Below are 21,542 nucleotides of genomic sequence, written 5' to 3' on the forward strand. Positions count from 1 at the left end.
TCGAAGGTCGAAGGTCGAAGGTCGAAGGTCGAAGGTCGAAGGTCGAAGGTCGAAGGTCGAAGGTCGAAGGTCGAAGGTCGAAGGTGCCCCGCTTTACCACCAGGGCGGGCTGGGGCTTCGCGGCACGCGCACGCCCTTATTCGCTAGAGGCTATTGCAGAAGTCGGTTCGAAGGGCGAGGCTGAGCGAGCAACGCTCCCGCAAGGCGCGTGAAGCAGCCGATGCATGAGCATCGGCGATGCAGCGCAACGCCGCGAGAGCGATTGCACAGCCAGCCGCAGCTCGAAAGGAGTTTTGCAATAGCCTCTAGTCACTGGTCGCTCCTCGCTCATCTTGTGACGGTGGCTGTGATGAGGTCGTAGATGTTGGGGCCATCGGCGCGGGGCTTGCCGCCGCCTTGGCTGGCGGTGGCGGTGCGGCCGACCGGGGCGAAGCGGCCCACGCCATCGCCGGGGGCATAGGCGCCGAGGAGGAGCGTCACCTCATCGCCGCGCTGCGGGCGCGGGAGGATGTAGTGCGGCAGCGCAAACGTCAGCCGCGTCGCGCCGGGCTCGATGAGCGCCCCACCGCCTTCGAGACGTCCGAGCACGCGGCCACGTCCTGTCTCCACGCGGACGCCGTCGCCCACGTAGACAATGTGGTCGTAGCCCGCGCCGCCGGGCAGGCGCAGGTCTGCCCCACGCCCGATGTCGCGCGCGTCGCCGTCGTCCCGGTCGATGGCGAGCGCCACGAAGAACGGCACCGCGCGGTCGTCGGGCATCGGACGCGCGAGGTCGATGCGGAAGTAGGTCGTCGAGTCGTCGGCGGTGAGTTCGAGGAACCGGGCGTCGAGGACGCCGTCGGGGAGGCCGGTCGGGTAGGTGAACGAGGTGGTGGCGCCCCAGTCGTCGCCCTCGGGATCGGTACGTGAGAGGATGGAGCGGGCGACCGGCAGCGGGCGCCTGACCTGCGCCATCGAGAGGCTGCTGCGGCGCTCGACGCGGCGCATGACCTCGTACTGGTCGCGGACGCGCGGCACGACGAACGCGAAGTCGTCCCAGAGGCCCGGCGCGGGCAGATCGTACGTCGCCACCACCTCGATGGCGCCTCCGTTTACGGCCGCGCTCGTCGGCGTCACTTCGATGCTCAGCGAGTCGCGCGGGACGGCCAGCGTGTCGCCTTGCATCGTGACCAGCGGGACTGCGATCTCGCGCCCAAACGCGCGCACGCGGAGTTCGGCGTTGGCAGCGAGGCGGCCCTCCGGCACGATGCCAAGCGACAGCGCCGACTCGGTCTGCGTCAGTGTCGCCTGGACGAAGCCATCGCCGAGGCGGAGCCGTGCGGCCGTCGTGCCCCACGGCGCAGGCATGCGCGGTTCGAGGACAAGCCGGTTGGCCGCCGCGTAGCGCGCGCCGAGGTAGTCTTGCCAGGCGTTGCCCACGAAGCCAGCGAGCGCGTGCAGGTCTACCGGTGAGCCGCCCATCCGGGGTCGGTTCTCGCCCGGGTGCGGGTGCGCATCGACGACCGCCGGAAGCCCGCCCACAGCTCCCTGGTCGAGCAGCAGCGCGGCCTGTGCCTGCGTCAGCGTCAGCGCCGCCGCGGTGCCCCCCTGCTTCACCATCAGACGCACGAGCGGTGCCGCAAGCGCGGTCCACGCGGGCCCCCGAAAAGCGGCGCGGGGCGGCTCGAAGAACTCCGGTGCGCGCAGGTACGGGTAGAAGGTCGTCGAGTCGGTCTGCGCCTGCGTGCCGACGCCGTGTTCGTAGGCGAGCGCTTCCGCTAGGCGGCGTGTGGCCTGCCGTTCGAGTTCAGGGTCGAGGTCGAGGTCGGCGAGCGCGATGAGCGCGTTGGGACGGAGCGTCTCGTCGGGCCGTCCCCCTCGGTCGAGGCGGTCGAGTGGCGCCGTGCGGTCGGAGAAGTACGTCTGGACGAGGCGCTGTTCGAGGGCATCAGCGCGGGCTTCGAACTCCCCGGCGCGCTGGGTGACGCGCATGATCCGGGCGAAGCGGCCCATCGCGCGGAGGTGCCGGACGAGCGCGCCCTGCGTCTCGACGGGCGTCCCGGTGCGGTCGAGTTCGCTCATCCACGTCTCCCCCGCTCCAGCGCGGAGGAAGCCGAGGCTGTCCACCAGCGCGTTGCGCCGCGTGTTTTCGCCGTAGAGGCCGCGCGTGGCGAAGACGGTCTTGAACCAGTAGTCGGGCTCGCCGAAGATGAGCGCGGGGTCGCCAGCGGCGCGGACGTAGTCGCCGACGGCCGCGCCGAAGACGGGCGTGGCGTCGGTGGTGGCAAACTCGGGTCGGCCATTGACGATGGCGTTCGGGGCGCGACCAAGCGTTTCGAGGTTTTCGTCGAAGACCTGCGCGCGGCCGAACGCGGTGAGCACCGCGCGCGCGGTCTTGAAGTCGCCCGTGGCGAGGAAGAGTGGGGCGAGCGTGCGCAGGGTACTGCGGCCGGGGAAGCGGAGCGAGCCGGGCAGTCCCTCGGCGACGGTCGTCCGCACCGAGTCGCGGACGACGAGGGCGTCGGCCATGAGATGCGCCCAGGCGAGGGCCCGGCGCTGGCGGTCGTCGCTCGGACGCACGTAGGTGCGGTCGAGGAGCGAGGCCATGCGCTCGGCGCGGCGGGCTCTGTGCGTCTCAGCCTCGCGGAGGGCGGCCGCAGCACGGGCCGCGGCCTCCTCGGGCGTGTCCCCGACGGCCATCGCCACGCGCCCCGGCGTCTCGAACGTCACTGTGCCGACGGTTACTCCGCGCGCACGTCCCGCGTCGGGCTCGACCTCGGCGACGCGGGTGCTCACCGTGCCGTCCGTGGCCCGCACCGCCAGCCATACCGGACGTCGACCTCGGCGGTTCAGGTAGTTGCCTCGCGCCACCGCGAGCGCGCCACTCTCATCCAGAACGTTGTAGCCGTTCGGGCCGCGGTCGCTGACGACCGGCCTCAGCGTGAGAGCGCCCACGGAATCCGCTACCTCCACGAGCAGCGCACCTGGCGCATCGGCGGTCGCGTCGAGCAGCGTGAGGCGCTCAGTAAGGGTGAGGGGCCGTTCCCGCGAGAAGACGCGCGCGAGCCTCGACAGGACGTCGTCGGGCAACGCCGCCTCGTACGTGCGCACCGCAAAGTCGGGCCGCGCCGCGCTGCCGACACGCCGGTCGGGGCCCAGCGCAATGGTATCCGCCTCCCACCGCCAGCCGTCGAGAACGCGGAACCCGCCGACGCTCCAGCCCATGGCGTCGTCTGTCTGCGGGCCGTTGAGGGCGTCGTAGAAGAAGCCGCCGCGCGTGTCGCTCTGGACCGTGCTGCGGATGGCGAGCGAGTCGACGGAGAAATCGTCGAGCGCAGGTACCGGCACGGCGAGGTCAGCGAGGAGCGCGGGGCCAGCGCTCACCAGCGCGTCGGCGGGCAAGTCGGTCTCCCGGCAGCCGGTGAGGGCGAGCAGGAGCATGCAGAGTGCCAGCACGATTCCCCCCGCTTGGCGCGCCTGGACGGCGGCCAAGCTGTCCCCCTCACCTTTGAGGGGGACAGTTCGAAAAGCGGAGCGTCGCCAGGCGCAGAGACGATGAGAACGGGGGGAGCCGTCGCGCAACAAGAACGCAAGCACGAGGTGCCCCCGCATTCGCGAGGGCAAGACTCTTCGGCTCTCTACGTTCGCTCGGGGTGACAAGGGGGTGGAGCTACCGCCAACGAGTGACAAAGGACGAAGGACCGATCCTTAGTAGACCGACTCCGTCGCGTTCGTGCGGTTGAGGAAGACCTGCGTGAACGTAAACAGAATGGCGAAGATGACCATAGAGAGGGCGGCCGCCCAGCCGAAGCGGTACATGTAGAACGCCGCCTCGTAGACGTACGACACCAGGATGTGCGTCTGGTCGTTCGGCTCGCCGCCATTGGACACAAGCCAGACGACGTTCACGTTGTTGAACGTCCACACGATGCCGAGCGTGATCGCGGGTACCATGACCGGCCTCAGGAGCGGCGCGGTGATGTTCCAGAACTTGTCCCACGCCGAGGCCCCGTCCACGTCGGCCGCCTCGTAGAGCGCCGCCGGGATCGACTGCAACCCGCCGAGCGCAATCACCATCATAAACGGGAAGCCGAGCCACACGTTGGTCAGGATCACCGCGAGGAACGCCTCCGTCGGGCTCGTCAGCCACTCGACGGCCGGGAGGCTCATGTACTTCGTGATGATGAGGTTGATCGCGCCGTACTCGTAGTTGAACATGCCGCGCCACGTCAGCGCGGTGATGTACTGCGGGACCGCCCACGGCAAGATGAGCAGGATGCGCCACGCGCTCTTGCCGCGGATAAACTTCTCGTGCAGGATCACTGCCAGGAAGACGCCCAGCGCGACGTGAAAGAACACGCCCGAGAACGTCCAGATGGTCGTCTTGACGAGGATGCTCCACACGCGGCCGTCGGCGAGCACGGAGGCGTATTGACCCAGCCCGATGAACTCCCAATCACGCAGGTGATAGATGTTCATGTTCGAGAACGAGATCGCCACGTTGTAGAAGAACGGGTAGGCGACCACGGCCAAGACGATCAGCGCTGTCGGGCCGAGCAGGAAGGCGAGGAACCACTTGAAGCGCGCCTCCTCGCTCATGCGAGGCGGCTTCGCGGTTCGCGCCAGCCGCGCCCCGTCCGACTCGCTCGCGGCGAGCGCGGCGATGGCGGCGTCGCGCGCCTCTTCCTCCTGCGTCAGAGCGAGTGCTTCCGGTGGGGCTTCGGTCATGGGAGCGAGGGGCTCGGCTATCGGCTCCCCGCCGTCGGCCCGCCCGCCGACTGCCGAGAGCACGCAGCCCTATGAATCAAACGTGTCGGCGATCAGCTCTTCAGCTTGCTTCTGCATCAGGCGCGCGCCTTCCTCGGCGGAGACGTTGCCGTTCATCACGAGCTGGTACGGCCCGCGCATGCCGTCCCAGATCTGCCGGAGCTGGGGCTCGGTTGGCATCGACTTGGAGACCTCAGCCTGGCTGAGCGACTGCTGCACGAACTCGTTGCTCTGCATCAGCACCGTGTCGCGGCGGACGGTCTTGAGCGTGGGGATGGCGAAGAGATCGCGCACCATCTGGCGCTGCACCTCCTCGCTCGTGAGGTAGTCGAGCACGTCGAGCACGTCGGGCAGCTTCTCGTCGGTGACGGCGGCGTTGACCGAGTAGCCGCGCGCCGAGACGATAGGTGCGGGCCAGATGCCCGTCTCGGTGTTGTACGGGATGCGCGCCATGCCGAAGTCGACGCCCGCCTCGGCGTAGCCGCCCCACGACCACGGGCCGTTGATGACGGCGGCGGCGCGGCCCTCCTTGAAGAGCGTCTCGGCGATGTTGTAGTCGCTCTCGCGCGGGATCACCTGGTGCTCGTCGCGCAGGTCGAGGACGAACTGGATGGCGTTGACCATCTCTGGCGTATCGAGCGTGGGGCGTCCGTTCTCGTCGAGCATCCAGCCGCCGAAGCCGGAGAGGAACGGGACGAGGAAGAACGGCTCGGTGTAGTTCCACGTGAGCGCGTACTGCTCCGGCCGGCCGTCGCCGTCGGCGTCCACGGTCAACTCGGGGGCCATCGCCACGAGTTCGTCCAGCGTGGCGGGCGGCTCGGGCATGAGCGTCTTGTTGTAGACAAACGTGAGGTGCGAGCCCAGTTGGTCGGCGACGAGGAGCAGACTATCGCCCCAGAAGAGCAGGCCGTCCTCCTCAAAGCGCTCAATGAACGCCGGATCGACGCGGTCCTGGAGCGCCATTGCGGTCTCAGTGAGCGCGTAGAGGCCCACGTTGTCCGCCGGGCCGTAGATCATATCCGGCCCCTTCCCGCCGATGGCCCCGAAGACGTAGTGGTTGCGCAGTTCCTCGGTGTCTTTGTAGAGCACCTCCACGTTCACCTCCGGATTCGCCGCACTGTAGCGTTCGGCTGCCTCTTCCAGCACGACCCGCTCCTCGGCGTCCTTAAGGTGCCAGATGCGAACGGTCGTGACGCCCTCTTCCGCTCCGCTCTCGCAGGCGGGGAGCAGGAGGAGAAGGGCGAGCAGAGGGAGGAGAAGGCGCATGAGAAGCTCAGGTCTCCCCTACTCGTCATGCTGAACTCGTTTCAGCATCTCAGCGACATGAGGGAGATCCTGAATCAAGTTCAGGATGACAACTAACAAAGATCGAAATCGCCGATGCCCCTATCGATAGTCCTCATCTTGGAGGCGCCGGTAGACCACCGCCGTCCGGGCGGGCACGTCGAGCGCGAACGCAGGCGGACGCCCCGACTCGTCGAGGGTGATCGTCAGCGAGGGAATCACGGCGAGGTCGCCGCGTGAGGCGAAGATCGGCACGAGCGGGTGGATTTCCGCGTCGCCGAGGCCCGGCAGGGCGATTTTCTGGCGCGTGTCGCTGCGGTTGAAGGCGATCACGAGTTCCTCCGTGTCCTCTTCGCCATCGACGGCGGTCGTGTGCAGCCGCTGGAACGCAAGCGTGTTGGTCGTGCTGTCGGCGTGGAGCACCGAGAAGCCGCCGTGCTGGAGTGCGTCGTGCCGGTGCCGCAGCGCGATGGCGCTCTGGTAGAACGCAAACAATTCCACATCGAAGGCGATGGGGTCGCACGTGCGTTCGAGGCCACGCGGGTCCGTGCATTCATCGGCGAAGGTGAGGTCGGGCCAGACCATCGGCTTGCGGTCGTCCGGGTCGTCCGCGCCCCACATGCCCGCCTCGGTGCCGTAGTAGAACATCGGCGCGCCGACGTAGGCGACCTGCATCACAGCGATCATGCGCTGGATATCGCGTTCGGCTTCGCTGGGTGCCCGGACGGCGTAGTCCTCGCGGTGGCGCGGGCTCGGCTGCTGGTCGAAGTCGATGGGCAGGTGCCCGTTGACGATGCCCGACGCCACGCGCTCGGTGTCGTGGCTGTCGATGAGGTTCTGCATCGCATAGGCTCGCTCGGTCGAATAGGGCAGGCGGCGCTCGACGAGTTGTGCCGCGAACGTCTGCGCCCCGATGCGGCCGTCGATCAGCCAGTCCTCGACGGGCATCGCGAAGGCGTGGTAGTTCATCGCCGCCGAGAAGCCGCTCGCGCGCAGGAAGTCCACGGCGTCATGCCACGTCTCGGCCACGGTGTAGGCTTCGGGGTTGAGTTCGAACACCAGATCGTTCCACTCGGCCCAGAAGCCCGTCGGCACCTCGTCGGCCACGTCGAGCCGCCAGCCGTCGATGCCGTCCGACGGGTCGCCGTCCCCGTTGGGGTCCATCCAGCGCCGGGTGATGTCGAAGACATACTGCCGCGGTCCAGCACTGAGCGTCACGGGGTCGCCGTCGGCGTCGAGCGAGTCGCGGAGCACGGGGAGCGCGTCGTAGCCCCACCAGCCGTTGTAGTCGTACTCGTTCTCGGACGTGTCAGGGTCGTCGAACGCGTTCACCTCGTACCAGTCTGCGAACGCCGACGCCTGCTGCTTCTCGACGAGGTCCTTGAAGCCGAAGAAGCGCGTGCCCGTGTGGTTGAAGACGCCGTCGATCACGACGCGGATGTCGCGGGCGTGCGCCTCGGTGAGCATCTGCAGAAAGAGGGAGTCGGCGGACGTCCAGGTCCACGTCGCCGGGTCGGCGGTCTCCCCTGCCATCAGCGCGAGGTCGCCCTCGGGATCGGGGCCGAAGTACGGGTCGATGTGGTGGAAGCTCGCGCCGTCGTACTTGTGCATGCTCGGCGCGTGGAACACCGGGTTGAAGTAGAGCGCGTTGACGCCGAGCGAGTCGAGGTAGCCGAGTTGGTCGATGACGCCCTGGAGGTCGCCGCCGTAGCGCCGCATGAAGACCGGCGGGTCGTAGAACGTCGAGATGGCCGCCTCCCAGTCGGCCTGGGCGTACCAGTCGCCCGTCCACGGCGTGATGGCCCAGGCGTCCTCCGTGGTCATGTCCTGCCCGAAGTCGAGCGACGCGACCGTGGGGTCGTTGGTCGGGTCGCCGTTGCGGAAGCGCTCAGGGAAGATCTGGTACCAGACTGCGTCGGCGGCCCAACTCGGGACGGGTTGAGCCTGGAGACGGGGCCCGAGGAACGTACCGAGCAGAAGCGCGAAGGAGGCGAAGCGAAACACAGAGACTCTGAGCGTGTGAATGAGCGAAGCGCTGCGTCGACACCCCCTGTTCTCGCTACACTCGAACTGTCCCCCTCACGCGTGAGTGGGACAGCTTCCCGACCCTTTACGGGGAGAGAAGCGGGGGGTGCGTCGAGCTAACGCGTGATCGTCAGGCGCGTCGTTTCCACCGAGTCACCCGCTGCTAGTCGCACCACGTAGGCCCCGCTTGCCAGTCCGGCGGCGTCGAACGAGACCGCGTAGCGGCCCGGCGTCTGCGGGGCGTCCACGAGCGTGGCGACCTGGCGGCCGAGGAGGTCGTAGACCGTCAGCGTCACGTCGGTGGCCTGCGGCAGCGCGTATTCGAGCGTCGTCGAGGTGGCGAACGGGTTCGGGTAGGCGGCGTCGAGCGCGAGCGTGGCCGGGACGGCCGTGTCGATCTGCTCGGCGTCGGTCACGACGAGGCCCGGCTCAGGCTTCTCGACGAACTCGTTGGTGTAGACCCGGAACTCGCCCGGCAGCAGCGTGAACGTCTGCGGCCCGGCGCTTGCGAGTTCGAGGTCGCCGTTGTCGAAGTAGCTGAACCAGTCGCCGCCCTCAGCGAAATCGACGGTCACGTCATCGGACACGACGCCGAAGTTGCCGACAATCACGACCTCGCTCGGCTGCCCGGCGGGCGCGCCGCCATAGGAGAGCCGGATGTAGCGGTCTGCCGTGCGCCCCACGCGGAGGTCCACGTCGGTGAGCTCGGAGGTGAAGATGGCGTTCTCGTTGCGCAGCTTGAGGAGCGCGCCCCACGTCTTGTAGAGGCGCACGCGCGCTTCGCGCTCGGACGCGCTGGTGACCTGTACCTGGCCGTTGAAGCCGTTGCGGTCGGGCGCCACGTCGGCGAAGTAGTCCCAGCGGATCGGCTTGTTGCCGGTGCGGCCGGGGTCGCTCGTTGCGCAGCCGCCGCCGCCGCCGTCGCGGAGGCACTCGCCGGGCCCACCGCCGTAGCCGATCTCAGCGAACTGCCAGAGCATGCGCGGGCCGGGCACCGTGTAGAAAAACGCGCCGACGAGCTTCATACGCTCGAGCGCGGTCTCGACCGTGCGCGTGTCGTAGTCGCCGGAGCGGTTGCCGAACTCACGGTTGCGGTACATCAGCCACTGCTCGTCGTGGCTCTCCATGAACGTGATCTGGCCGTCGAGCGGGTAGCCGTTGTTCGGCGGATACGTCCGTTCGAGCGTGCTCTCGAAGTCGGTTGCCGTCGGGTAGCCCATCGCGCTCTGGCTGTAGGCGCGGTTCAAGTTGTTCCAGAGCATCATGCCCGGCAAGCCCGCGTCGCGGCCGTAGTTGGCCAGCGCGCGGTCTTCGCGGGCGTCGGCGAAGTGCTCCAGGATGATGTAGGCGTCGTCGTCCACAGCCCAGATCTCGTCGGCCATGCGCGTGAGCAGGTCGATGCGGCCCTGGTTGAAGGCGCTCCACGCGCCAACATCGCCCCCGTAGTCGCGCGTCGTGAAGCCCTTCGAGAGGTCGAAGCGGAAGCCGTCCACGCGGTACTCGGTCAGCCACCACTCGTTGGCACGGTCGAGCCAGCGCTGCACGCCGAAGTAGGTGTGGTCGAGGTCGGTGAAGACGTTGAACGGGTGCTGCTCGGGGACGTGCACGTACGGGTTGGCGTCGTTGGCACCGAAGAGCGTCACGAGCGGCGACGGCTGGTCGGCGTGGTTGTAGACGACGTCCAGGATGATCGCGAGGCCGCGCTGGTGCGCCGCGTCGATGAACGCCTTGAGCTGCTCGGGCGGGCCGTAGTACTTGTCCACGGCGAGGTGGAAGGTCGGCTGGTAGCCCCAGTTCTCGTTGCCGCCGAACTCCTGAATCGGCATTAGTTCGAGCGCGTTCACGCCGAGGTTGACGAAGTAGTCGAGCGTGTCGGCGAGCGTGTCGTAGTCGTGCGCGGTGATGAAGTCGCGGACGAGCATCTCGTAGATGACGAGGTCCTGTTGCGCGGGGCGCTCGTAGTCGTCGTCCTGCCAGTCGTAGGGCGTCGCGCCGGGCGTGAGCACGCCGACGATGCCCTGCGCACCGTCGGGATACTCGGGCAGGTTCGGATAGACCGACTCGGGGATGAAGCGGTCGTTGTTCGGGTCGAGGACGAGCGGGACGTAGGCGTCGGTGACGCGCTGCGTGCCGTCGACGAGGTATTGGAAGGCATACGTCTCGCCGGGCGTGAGGTCCATCTCCAGCCACCAATACACCTCGTCGTCGCTGACGACGTCGCGGCGCATGAGGTAGGCGTCGTCCGGCTGGAAGTCGTTGAAGTCACCGAGGACGTAGACGTAGCTCTTGCTCGGGGCGAGGAGCGAGAGGAAGACCTTGCCGGGCTCCGCGTCGGAGTAGGTGATGCCGTCTTGGATGCCGACGGGCCGCGCCTGGTCCACGACGGTCGGCGGCGGCACGCCGATGTCGAAGCTGACGGTGCGCCCCATCATGTCCTCGGCGTTGAGCGCGAACCGCGAGCCCGGCGCGACGGCCTCAGGGAGTTCGAAGCGGAAGATGCCGCTCTCGGCGTCGTAGAAATCGAGCCCGTTGGTATACGTCGTCGCGTTGACCTCGAAGTCGATGCGGGTGAACTCCGCGGTCCCGAAAAGGCCTGCCGACACCGCGACGATGTTGCCACCGTTGTCCGTCTCGCGCGCAGCCTGCAAGAACATCGGGTCGACGACCTCGATCTGCGAGTCGGCGTTCGGCCCGACGAACACGGGGTTGAGCGGGTCGGTGATCCAGGTAAAGTTGCTCCCGTCGCCGTTGTTGTGGTAGTGCACCTTGTATTGGTACGTCCCCCCGATGTCCAGCGTCAGGGTCTTGCGGTACTCGTTCTCCTGCGGCACATAGTCCATCGCGGACGGCGCGCCGATCTGGATGCGCCCGCTGCTGTTCGGCCCCCAGTCGTTGAACGACCCCGGCAAGAACGCGCGCACCGGCGTGACGGCGGGCGGCGTCAGATCCGGGACGAAGCGGAACGTGAGGTCGAGGGTCTGCGCCTGCGTCGGGAGCGTGCCGACGAGGGCGAAGACGAGGGCCAGGAGCCAGGGAAGACGGCGCATCAGTCTGGAGAGGAGGTGGCTGGAACTACGGATAAAAACACCGGCCCCCGTTCAAAGGGACCGGCGTGCAGGTCTGGGTATGGATGTGTGAATGTGTGCAGGTATGAACGTGAGTGCATGTACGTCCACACATTCATACCTGCACACCTCCATACCGCGGAGGCGGCGTCAGCCGCCGAGCGCTAGCGGATGACCGTGAGACGCTGGCTCACGAGGCCCTCCTGCGTGCGGAGCTGGTAGACGTAGACGCCCGCCGCGAGCCCCGACGCGTCGAAGCCGACGCGGTAGTTGCTCGCCGTCTGCACCTCGTCCACGAGCGTGGCGACCACGCGGCCCGTGACGTCGTAGACCATGAGCGACACCGGCCCGGCCTGCGGTACGCTGTACTCGATCTGCGTGCTGCCGCGGAACGGGTTCGGGTAGGCCGTCGCCAGCGCCATCGTCGTCGGGAGCGCGCCGCCGACTTCCTCGATGGCCACCGAAAGCGGGTCGGTGAAGCCGTTGTCGAAGAAGAGCGGGTTGCTCGCGATGAGGTCGTCGCGGTTCGGGTCGGTCGGGTTGGCCTCGATCGGCATCACCGAATCGGGGTTGTCGACGTCCGTCGAACGGAAGGCGTCGAGAGCGAACTCGAAGCTCGACGGGATGGTGCCGTTGTCCGGCGTGATGTAGCGGTAGCGGCGACGGCCCGTGTCGAAGCCGCCAGCGCCCTCGACGATGAATCCGTCATCGGTGTTGCCGTAGGCGTAGCGGTAGCCGATGCCGTTGTAGGTCGGGCGCAGGACGTTGTACACGCCCGTGTAGATGCCGTCGCCGTCGGTGTCGGTCAGCTCGAAGTCCGTGAGCAGCCCGTCGGTCGGCTGCGCCGGGGCGAAGCCCTGCGTGACCCGCCAGACGGCGTCTTCAAGTTGGAGCGTGACCTTGTCCGTGGCCGGGTCGAACGGGTCGGCGTCGAAGCCGAGCGCCGCCGTCATGTCCACCGAGAAGGTGACCGGGATCGGGTCACCCGCCGGGATCACGTTCGGACGGCGGATGCTGTTGAAGAACTCCGTGTCGAGTGTCTGGGCAGACCCCGCAAACTCGAAGATGCGGTTGCCACCGCCGTTGTCGAGCGGCTCTTCCCAGCCGATGTTGCCCCACTCGGGGTCGTCGAGCTCACCATCGCCGTCCTCGTCGATGTTGAAGACGACGTAGTACTTGTAGTTGATCTCGTCGGACGGGGCGGCCGTGATCGGCACCGAGTTGCCGAAGTCGAGGGAGCCGGGGATCTGGAAGAGGCCGCAGTCGTCCTGGTTGTCGTCCGGGCAGTCCCAGCCATTGAACGCGCCGCGCACCTGGATGGCGTCGCCTCGCGCGAGCGAGACGAGGCCCACGTCCACGAGCGGCTGCACGTCGGCGAGGAAGTCCACCGTTGCCTCGACGGTCGAGCCGTCGTTGGCCGGCGAGTCGCCGTAGAACTGCCAGTAGAGCGTCGTGTCGCTCGACGGCACCGTGAAGAGGCGATCGCCGCCGCCCGAGATGTCCTCCCAGCCGTCAGGCGTGTCCGTGTCCGAGAAGAAGAACTTGTAGGCTTGCTGCGTGCCGGCCGCTGAGGCCGGGTAGGTCACGAGACCCGAGTAAAGGGCCGCGGCCGGGCCGCTCTCGGCCTCCTGGGTGAGGACGATGTTGGTCGCGCCCCAGTCCATGGTGTTGGTCTCCTCGCCCTGGAAGCCGCCGACGTCCGGGTTGCCGCGCACGCCAATCTGGAGGTTCTCGTCGTCGATGTCGAGGCCCTTGAGGGTGGCCTGCTCCGTGTCGATGTAGACGCGGAACCAGACGCCGACCTGGTCAGGACCGACGGTGAAGGGCCGCCAGTCGTAAGGCTGGTCGTCGCCCTTCTCGAAGTAGTGCACGTCGAGCTCGACGTCGCCCGTGCCGGCTTCGATCTGGTGGTTGCCACCGTCTTCCCAGCCACCGATGCCAGCCATCTCGGACTGGTCGGAGTAGAACTTGAAGTTCAGCGTCTCGTTGTCCGGGATCTGGAAGGACGCCTCCCAGAAATCGCCGCCCTGGCTGCTCGGCGTGAGGGTAGTGTTGTCGTTCCAGGCGATGACGCTGCCGTCAGGAAGCGCGCTCTGGTCGTCGGCGCAGCCGTCGAGGCAGCCACGCACCTGGATGTTGCGGTCGATATCGGTCTTGACCGTATCGGGCAGCGTGGCGGTGTTGAGCCGCAGCGTGACGTTGCGCTGCGCTTGGGCAGGCATCGCCACCGCGAACACGAACGCTGCCAGCGCGAGCCATCGCGCAGTGGTAGCAAAGGTCCGTTGCATAACAGATGTGGAATGGTTGGAGGAAGGATGCGTGCGGCCCAGCAGACGCCGGGGTGCACGCGAAAGAGCCGCAGATACGGCACTAGTGAACGCGCTCAAGCTGATGGATCAGAAGCCGAGCGCAAAGCTGATGCGGTTGACGCCGTCGAAGAATTCGAAGGCCTCGTAGGCGTAGTCGGCGGTGAGGTCGAGCGAGCCGAAGCCGTAGTTCAGGCCGCCGCCGAGGGTGAACGAGCGCGGGCTGTCGTCGAGGAAGAGCTCCTGGTAGCCGCCGCGCACCTGCACGAGGCCGCCGAGCAGCGCCACCTCGCCGCCGAGGTTGACGTACTGCCCCGCCGCGCTCGGGCTGACCGCGTCCACGGCGAGCGTCACGCGGGTTTCGGCCGTCTGGTAGACCTCCGTGGCGATGCCCACGCGCATGTTGAGCGGGAGGTCGAACGCCTCGGTAGCCAGCGTCGACCGGATGTTGTTGTTGTTGCCCTCCTGGTCGGGAGCGGTATCCACGGGCACGAGCAGGCCCTCGCCACCGAGTTGCATCTTGGTGCCGAAGTTGGAGATCGAGGCCCCCAGCCGCATCCCGTTGAAGGGCGTCGTGAACATCGTCCCGATGTCGAAGGCGACGCCCGTCGCTGAGGTCTCGTAGATCGACTCGTGCAGCACCTTGACTGTCGCCCCGAGCATGAAGCGGTCCGTGAGCGCGCGGGCGTAGGTCAGGCCCACGGCATACGAGCCCGCCGTGAACGTCTCGCCCGAGAGCCCGTCCTGGTCGAACTCGGTCGTGCGCGCCATCTCGGGCGTCGTCATGGCCGTGAACGAGAGGGCGACGGTCCCGAAGCCCGTCGAGGCCGCCACGCTCGCGTGGTTGAAATCGAGGCCCTCCAGCCAGGAGGCGTACTCGAAGGCCAGCCTGCCCCCGTTGATGCGCGCCAGCCCAGCGGGATTCCAGTAGACGGCCGAGAGGTCGTCGGCGATGGCTCCGAAGGCGCCGCCCATCGCCGTGGCGCGCGGGCCGACCGGGATGTTGAGGAACTCGGCGGCGGCGGTGCCGACCTTGTCCTGGGCGGTGGCGCGCGGGGCGAGCAGCGGCACGCTCACGAGCACGCCGAGCACGAGGGCCGCGAGGACGCGGGGCTTCGAGGAGGGTTGGGGACTAAACGTCATGGGCCTGTCGGTTCGGGAGGGCCGGTCGGAAAGCGCGGTAGAAGGAGCCATCACTTGATGAGGGCGAAGGTGCCCGTCGTCTCGCCAATGCCGGGCGCGTCGACGTGGTAGAGATAGACGCCGTAGGAGGCGCTCAGGCGGTCCTGCGTGAGCAGGTCCCACTCGGCCACGCCGTCGAGGAGCTGCTCAGGCGTCAGGTCTTCGTTGGAGCCTTCGTTGTGCTCGATGATCTCGACGAGACGCCCGCTCACGGTGAAGATGCGGATAGTCGCGCGCGGCGGTAGGCGCGTGAAGCGGATCACGCGGTCGCCGCGTCCCGTCGGGAACGGGTTCTGCGGCTCAAAGCGATTCGTGACGATGTAGGGGTTCGGCACCACCTTGATATCATCCAGGGTAGCCTGCGCGGCCTCCACGTCCAGGTCTGGACCCTGTGCGACGAACTCGAACGCGTCGCTGGCGAGGAACGGCTTTGCTGTGACAAGGGCCCCCTCGTCTCCCGCCTGCGGGTTGCGTGTCCCCGTCCCCTGGACGATGCTCAACTTGAACTGCCACGTCGGCACGAGGTCGTCGGTGCCGTCACCTGGTACGTCCTGGAGCAAGACGATGATGTCACTATCGCCCTGGCCACCGAGTGCCTCGAGATCGAGACTGAAGAGGTTCGTAGCTGCCGTGCCCTCTTCGAACTGGACTGCACCGTCACCGGTGAGGTCCCAGAACGCATACGGCACCTCGACTTCTTCGATCTGGCCGTTGCTCCCGATCACCTGCTGGAACACGCGGAAGTTGGTCGGCTTCGCGGGCAGCGTGCGCGCGAACGGAATGCGTACGGGCAACGCGACGGACTGGCCGCTCCCTGGCTGCCCCACCACAACGCGGTAGTCGGCAGGAAAGCGGAGGCCGATTTGGTTTCCGGAGATGCCCACGTTGAAGCGGCGTGCTTCGAGGTCATAGACCGCGTCGTCGCTCCACCCTGTCAGCGAATCGATAGGCGTGGTGAGGCCCACGTTCTCGAACGAGAGCTGGAAGCCTTCCGTGACGAGCACTTCATCGTCGTCGCCCAGCGCCTCGGAGTTCTCGATGAGGACCTCGCCGTCGGTGAGGTCTTCGAGCGTGAAGTCGAGCGTGGTCAGCGTGTCCTGCGTGGCATCGGAGCCGAGCAGCAGCGTATCGCGGAACGTGATGCGGTATCGGTTCCCGTCCTGGATGGCCGTCGGGTCGAGGATCGTGTAGTTAACGACCCCCGTCCCGAGTCCGCGCGTCTGCTCCAGCTGCGTGAGGTCCGCTTCAATGTAGCCGCCTGCCCCCTGCTCGGGCGTCACAGCGACCACGTTCGGACCGGTCCGGCCAAGCGACCCGTCCGAGCGGATCGAGATGGAGATCGGGCTTTCCGTCGGCGGAATCTCGAAGGCCTGCTGGCCCGGCTGCGTAGCGAGCGTGAAGGCCCCGAAGTCGTAGCTCACGACGGCGTAGTAGTACGTCACGCCGTTGATGACCTCGGTGTCCGTGAAGGTGTGGACGAGCCCGTCGGACGCCTCGCCCGGGTCGCGGGTGTCAGACCCGAGGAAGTACTTCGTCCCAGCGATGTCTACCGGGTGGAAGCCTTCGTTGCCGTTGATGAGGTCGTACTGTGCGATCGGCCGGAGGAACTGGAGGTTGCCGAACCCGTCCGTGATCGTCCGTGCGTCGAGGAAGCCGGGGTCGGTGGCCCGGTAGACGCGGTAGCCCTCGAAGTCATTCGGGTTGAGCCCGGGCGCGTCCAGGTCGGCGATGAACGTGTCGAAGGAGCGCTCGGCCTCGTCGTCCCAGTAGAGTGTCACCGCCCCGTCGCGGGCCACGGCGCGGACGGTTGGCGTGGTGGGTGCCTGCGCAAAGCGGTAGTCCGCCTCGTACGCCTCCTGCGCGTTCTGGCGCTTAGCCAGGTGGTCCTGATAGCGCTGCTCCACGTTGGTCGCGGCAGCCTGGTAGTTCACGTCGCCGAAGATGACTGCGAACGAGACGCGCTCGGTCTGGCCAGCCCGCAGCGGGAAGAGGCCGCTCGACACGAAGAGGTCGTTGTCGTTGGAGCCGCCCGGCGGCGGCTGCCCCGGCTGCAGAAGCGTGAACTTACCTGGGGTGAGGAAGCTCGTGAAGTAGCGGCTGTCCGGATCCGACTGGAACGAGACGCTGCCCGCCGGGCGGTAGCGGACGTTCGTGATGCCGATCTGGTCGCTCTCGGAGATGTCCGTCACGTCGATGTTCGGCTCACCCGGCAGGTCAGTGCCCGCCCCGGAGGAAGGCAACCCGTCGTTTTCGCCGACGTCGCCCGTGAGATCAGACCCGTCCAGGCCAACGTCGTCGAGCGTGGAACGCCAGTCGCCGTCGTTGTCGATGCCGTCGTCGCGGCGCTCGTCGATCATCTCGTCAATGTTCTCGTCGATGCCTTCGTCCACGGCCCCGTCGCCGTCGTTGTCGATGCCGTCGGCGTAGGGCAGCCCGAGGTCCTCGGCCTTGACGTCATAGAGAATGATGTCCGTCCCCGGGACCTCGAAGCGGAAGTACGGCGCATCGGACGCCGCCGCGTCGATCATCGCCTGCGTCACGACCGGGCTGTCCGTCTCGAACAGGAAGTCAAACGGGGGCGTGGATTCCAGGCCGTCCCCGTCGTTGTCGATGCCGTCCCGGTAGGGCAGGCCGAGGTCTTCCGGCCCGACGCCGACGAGGTGCACTGGCGAGCCGTCGTAGGGCTCTGCGAGGGCAGGCCAGCGGTTCCAGCGGTCGCCCGCGGCCTCGTCGATCATCTCCTGGGTGACGACGGGGCTGTCCACCTCGCCGTCGCCGTCGTTGTCGATGTAGTCCGCGTAGCCGACGCCGACCTGCGTCCCGAATGCGGCGTACGAGGAGTCTTCGTCCACGACGCCGTTGCCGTTGTTGTCGATGCCGTCGAAGCGGAGGCGCTCGCCAGACCCTCCGGTCTGGTCGCCCTCGCCCGCGAGGAAGTCCGCCGTGATGATCGGGCTGCCGGGCTCGCCGATGGACACCCCGTAGCCGTTGATCTGCGCGACATCGTCGCCGGTGGTGCCGTCGCCGTCGTTGTCGATGCGGTCCACGGCGTTGCCGGGGCTTTCGAGGAAGAACGCGATACCGGCGGCCACTTCGGCGTTCGCAAACCCTTCGGTGGTGGACCGTCCGTCCGCGTCCGCCATGAACGCGGTGTCGAGGAGCAGGTCGAAGAAGGGCCGGTCGTCGTCCGCGTCCTGGGAGCCGCCAACGAAGTCAGCCAGCCAGAGCGTCACGCCGACGGTCGAGAGGTCTTCGGTGCCGTCGTTTTTGACGGAGTGGAGGATGAAGATGGCGTCCTGGATGAGCACCTGGCTCCAGGCGAGCACGCGCGTCTCGACGACGAGGCCGAGGCCGCGCCGCGTCAAGTCCGTCGAATCGGGGAAGTACCGCACGCCACGCCCAGGGTACTGGTCGTCCCCCATCACGTAGTAGATCTCCTGGTCGGCGTTGAAGACATCGCGTCCGAAGAAGCCATTCCAGGACCCGGCCCAGCCCGGATCGGTCGGGTCTTCGAGGCGGTTCGGCCAGAACGACGGCCACGTCTCCGGGCGGTCGCTCCGCGGGATGCCCAGGTCCTCGCTTGCGGGGTTCGTGTACCCATCGACCGGGGCCCACGTCCAGGCCTGGTTCGGGTCGTCGAGGTTCTCGCGGTAGTTCGGGACGTTGACGATGTACTCCGGGTTGCTGTCGTCGTCGTCGTCGTCGGGCAGCTCTGCTCCTGTGAAGAGGCCCGTCAGCGCGATGTAGGTACGCCGGGTGTTTTTGGGCCACTCGTACGGGATCTCGTCGGGGGCCTGGGCGCTCGTGCGACCGGTCTGACCAAAGTTGAAGATGGTCGTGCGCAGGCGGTTGCCGTCGATGTCGGTGTTGCGGCGCTCGAACAGGTCAACGCGGGCGTCCGAGGGGACGTGGTTGCGGTCGATCTGCCCTTGGGCCCAAGCGGGCGCTGCGAGCAGGAGCGCAAGCGCTGCCAGGGCGGCAAGACGCAGGGTACGGAAGGGAACAGTCACGGCTGGGGTCATCGAAGTCATCAGAGACGGAGCAGCAAGGGGCGGCATGCCGTAGCTAGGCGTGCCGTAGCTAGAAGCTGAGCTGGAGGCCGAGGTGGAAGCGACGCGGCTCACTGTAGAAGTCCGGGCGGGTGAAGAAGCCCGCGTCGGTCGAGCCGATGGCCGGCCCGCGCAGCGTCACGTCGGGCTGGCCGGTGTCGCCGAAGACGGCGTTGGCGTTGCGCGTGTCGAGCAGGTTGAAGACCTGCAAGAAGATGCGCGGCGTGACCACCGGCATGGGAAGGTCGTAGAAGGCGTAGAGGTCGGCGTTGAACGTCGCCGGGCGGCGCTCCGAGTTGGCCGGGAACGTCGGGAGGATGCGGTCCTCACGCGGGGCCGGGGAGTACGGGTAGCCCGCCCCGTAGCGCAGCAGCGTCGAGGCCCCCCATCCGTTGCCGCCGAAGTAAAGGCTGGCGTTGAACGTGTGGCGCTGGTCCCACCCCAGCGGGATGAGCTGCAGGCGCGGGGCGTCCGTGCCCTGGCGCGCGGCCGTGGCTTCCTCCGGGTCGGAGTTCGAGCCTTCCGCAATCTGGAAGGTGTAGTCCACGTCGAAGGAGAAGCCCTGGCTGAAGCGCTTCGAGAGCGCGACGGTGATGCCGCGAACGTTGGAGTAGTCGAGGTTGGTGAAGACGAGGTACTGCACGCCCGGCAGGACCGTCTCGATGGGCTCGCTGACCGAGACCCAGTCGCGCACGTCGCGGTAGAAGCCTGTCACGTCGAGCAGGTAGTCGTCGCCGAAACCCTGCTGGAGGCCGATCTCGTACATGATCGTCTTCTGCGGGTCGATGTTGGCGTTGCCGAACGGCCCGTAGGTGCCCGAAGTCGTGCCGACGCGGTAGCCCGGGTTGTTGAACAGAAACTCGAACGTCGGGACCTGGAGGAAGTGGCCGTAGGAGAAGTGGATCACGCCGTCGGCCGTGATCGGGTAGGCCACGCCGAGGCGCGGCGATATCTGGATCTTGGCCTCCGCGTCGTCGAACCAGAATGCCTCGCGGTCCTCCACGGTGAGGCGGTTGCCATCGACTTCCTCCTCCGCCGAGATCACGCCGTCGCCGTCGAGGTCGCGGAAGCGGTTGGTGAGCCGGAACGGGTTGAAGATGTTCGGGTCGGCCTCGTCCGCGGGCGTCTGCCCGTTCGAGTCGAAGTAGTCGAAGCGGATGCCCGCGTTCACGATGAAGTTCTCGTACTCGATCTTGTCCTGGACGTAGGCGCTGAAGCTGAGCGGGTTCACCCCGTCGAAGCGCTGGAAGTTGTTCGACGTCTCGTCCGGGATACGGAGGTCGTTGGGGATGTTCTCGGTGCTCTCGTCCTCGGTGAGCCCGAAGCCCTGGAGGAAGAGGTCGTCGAGGCGAAGCTCCACGCCCGCCTTGACAAGGTGGTTCTTGAACAGCTGGGTGGTCAGGTCGCTCTTGATCGTGTAGGAGGCCGTCGAGCGCTCAAACCGGCCGAGGTCGTAGCCGCCCCGCAGGAAGCGGGTGGGGCCCTGGATCAGGAGCGAGCCGTTGAGCGAGTCCGGCGTCGTCACGGCGAACGGCGTCCAGTAGCGCTCGTCGAGCGGGTCCTCGAAGGCGAAGCGCTCGAACTGCTTGAACGCGGTGGCGAGGTTGACCGTGTAGAACAGCTTCGCCGTGACGGTGTGCTGGAACTGGAGGTTGACGTTGTAGCCCGTCTCGAAGAAGTCGGCGAGGCCCGAGGGGTTCTGGCGGAAGCTGGTGTAGCGGTCGCCGAGGTCCGTGCCCGTCGAGTAGGAGCCCAGCGCCGTCAGGCTCAGGCTCATGCCGTTGCCGAGGCGCGACTTGAGCGTGGCCTGGCCGCTGAGCTTCTCGAACTGGTTCATCGACACGAGCGCGGAGTCGCCCGGCGTGCCGTCGGGGTTGAACACCTGCGCGCCGTAGAGCCAGCCGTCGTTCTTGAAGTAGCGCCCGAGGACGTAGAATCCGAGCAGGTCGGGCACGACGGGGCCGGTGAGCGAGCCCTGGAGCTGGTAGTACTGCGCCGGGTTGACCTCGAGGTACGAGTACGGATCGACGCCGAAGTAGCGGATGTCGTTGCGCGTCTCGTAGTCCCCCTCATTGGCACCGCGAAGCAGGTCCTCGCCGCCGCTTCCGGCCACGGCGTAGGTGCCAGAGAACACGTCGATGTTGCCGCTGAACTCGTTGGCGGGGTCTTTGGTGACCACGTTGATGATGCCGCTCATCGCCTGGCCATACTCGGCGTTGAACGTGCCCGCGATGATCTGCAGCTCCTCGATGCCGTCGTTCTCGATCTGGACCGAGACGGAGCCGTCGTAGGCGTCGGAGACGCGGACGCCGTCCACGAAGTAGGCGATTTCTTTGGAGCGCCCGCCGCGGATGTGGATGCCGCCGCCGGAGGTGGTCACGCCCGCCTGCGCGCTGAGGATGTCGCCGACTTCCTGCACCGGCAGGTTCTCGATCTGGTCGCTCGTGACGCGGAACTCGGACGAGGTGAGGTCGCGCCGGACGAGGTCGCGGTCGGCCGTCACGACGACCTCCTGGCCCTCGAACGCCTCCTCGCGGAGTTCGAAGTCGACCGTGGTGGTGAGGTCCACGTTCACCCGCACACCGGTGATCGACTTCTGCGCGAAGCCGATGTACGACGCCACGAGCGTGTAGGAGCCGGGCCGTACGCCGATGATGACGAACTCGCCGTCGAAGTCGGTCGAGGCCCCGACGGTAGTGCCTTCGATGACCACGTTGACGCCGGGGAGCGGCTCGCCCGTGGCAAAGTCGGTGACGCTACCGGCGATCTTGCCGGTCGTCTGCGCGAAGGCGAGCGGCGCCGCGATCAGCAGCAGCGCGAGGGCTGCGCAGCACCGGAGCGGAAGGGCGTAGAAACGAGTCATGGGCAAGATCGGCAGGGTTGGC

Annotated in this window: 9 protein-coding genes; all 9 read right to left on the reverse strand. The window is 67.3% G+C overall.

Annotated elements, in window-relative coordinates; genetic code table 11:
* Nucleotides 1-327 precede the first annotated feature (327 nt).
* The 9 genes from AAFU51_17985 to AAFU51_18025 all read right to left on the reverse strand — a co-directional run bounded on the left by AAFU51_17985 (nucleotide 328) and on the right by AAFU51_18025 (nucleotide 21,520).
* Complete coding sequence (locus AAFU51_17985) at nucleotides 328-3,420, reverse strand: amylo-alpha-1,6-glucosidase (GenBank protein MEO1573144.1); 3,093 nt, start codon at nucleotides 3,418-3,420, stop codon at nucleotides 328-330.
* Between the two features lie 267 nt (nucleotides 3,421-3,687).
* Nucleotides 3,688-4,707, reverse strand: coding sequence for a sugar ABC transporter permease (locus AAFU51_17990; protein ID MEO1573145.1), 1,020 nt, complete (start codon nucleotides 4,705-4,707; stop codon nucleotides 3,688-3,690).
* A 69-nt stretch (nucleotides 4,708-4,776) separates the two neighbouring features.
* Complete coding sequence (locus tag AAFU51_17995) at nucleotides 4,777-6,012, reverse strand: extracellular solute-binding protein (protein ID MEO1573146.1); 1,236 nt, start codon at nucleotides 6,010-6,012, stop codon at nucleotides 4,777-4,779.
* 120 nt (nucleotides 6,013-6,132) lie between these two features.
* Nucleotides 6,133-8,034, reverse strand: coding sequence for a glycoside hydrolase family 13 protein (locus AAFU51_18000; protein MEO1573147.1), 1,902 nt, complete (start codon nucleotides 8,032-8,034; stop codon nucleotides 6,133-6,135).
* 137 nt (nucleotides 8,035-8,171) lie between these two features.
* Nucleotides 8,172-11,102, reverse strand: a complete 2,931-nt coding sequence (locus AAFU51_18005; protein MEO1573148.1) for an alpha-amylase family glycosyl hydrolase — start codon at nucleotides 11,100-11,102, stop codon at nucleotides 8,172-8,174.
* A 182-nt stretch (nucleotides 11,103-11,284) separates the two neighbouring features.
* Entirely contained in the window at nucleotides 11,285-13,408 is a 2,124-nt protein-coding gene (locus tag AAFU51_18010; protein MEO1573149.1) for a T9SS type A sorting domain-containing protein, read from the reverse strand.
* Between the two features lie 108 nt (nucleotides 13,409-13,516).
* A complete protein-coding gene (locus AAFU51_18015; GenBank protein ID MEO1573150.1) occupies nucleotides 13,517-14,569 on the reverse strand; it encodes a PorV/PorQ family protein in 1,053 nt (350 codons plus the stop codon).
* A 50-nt stretch (nucleotides 14,570-14,619) separates the two neighbouring features.
* A complete protein-coding gene (locus tag AAFU51_18020) occupies nucleotides 14,620-18,618 on the reverse strand; it encodes a hypothetical protein (protein MEO1573151.1) in 3,999 nt (1,332 codons plus the stop codon).
* A 70-nt stretch (nucleotides 18,619-18,688) separates the two neighbouring features.
* Nucleotides 18,689-21,520, reverse strand: coding sequence for a TonB-dependent receptor (locus AAFU51_18025; protein MEO1573152.1), 2,832 nt, complete (start codon nucleotides 21,518-21,520; stop codon nucleotides 18,689-18,691).
* Between the last annotated feature and the right edge of the window lie 22 nt (nucleotides 21,521-21,542).

It is taken from the genome of Bacteroidota bacterium (genome assembly GCA_039821555.1).
Taxonomy (GTDB): Bacteria; Bacteroidota; Rhodothermia; order Rhodothermales; family Rubricoccaceae; genus JBCBEX01.

Coding starts and splice junctions, on each gene's coding strand:
- AAFU51_18005 (MEO1573148.1), bottom strand. CDS start 11,102: ATGCGCCGTCTTCCCTGGCTCCTGGCCCTCGTCTTCGCCCTCGTCGGC.
- AAFU51_17985 (MEO1573144.1), bottom strand. CDS start 3,420: ATGCTCCTGCTCGCCCTCACCGGCTGCCGGGAGACCGACTTGCCCGCC.
- AAFU51_18010 (MEO1573149.1), bottom strand. CDS start 13,408: ATGCAACGGACCTTTGCTACCACTGCGCGATGGCTCGCGCTGGCAGCG.
- AAFU51_18015 (MEO1573150.1), bottom strand. CDS start 14,569: ATGACGTTTAGTCCCCAACCCTCCTCGAAGCCCCGCGTCCTCGCGGCC.
- AAFU51_17990 (MEO1573145.1), bottom strand. CDS start 4,707: ATGACCGAAGCCCCACCGGAAGCACTCGCTCTGACGCAGGAGGAAGAG.
- AAFU51_18025 (MEO1573152.1), bottom strand. CDS start 21,520: ATGACTCGTTTCTACGCCCTTCCGCTCCGGTGCTGCGCAGCCCTCGCG.
- AAFU51_17995 (MEO1573146.1), bottom strand. CDS start 6,012: ATGCGCCTTCTCCTCCCTCTGCTCGCCCTTCTCCTCCTGCTCCCCGCC.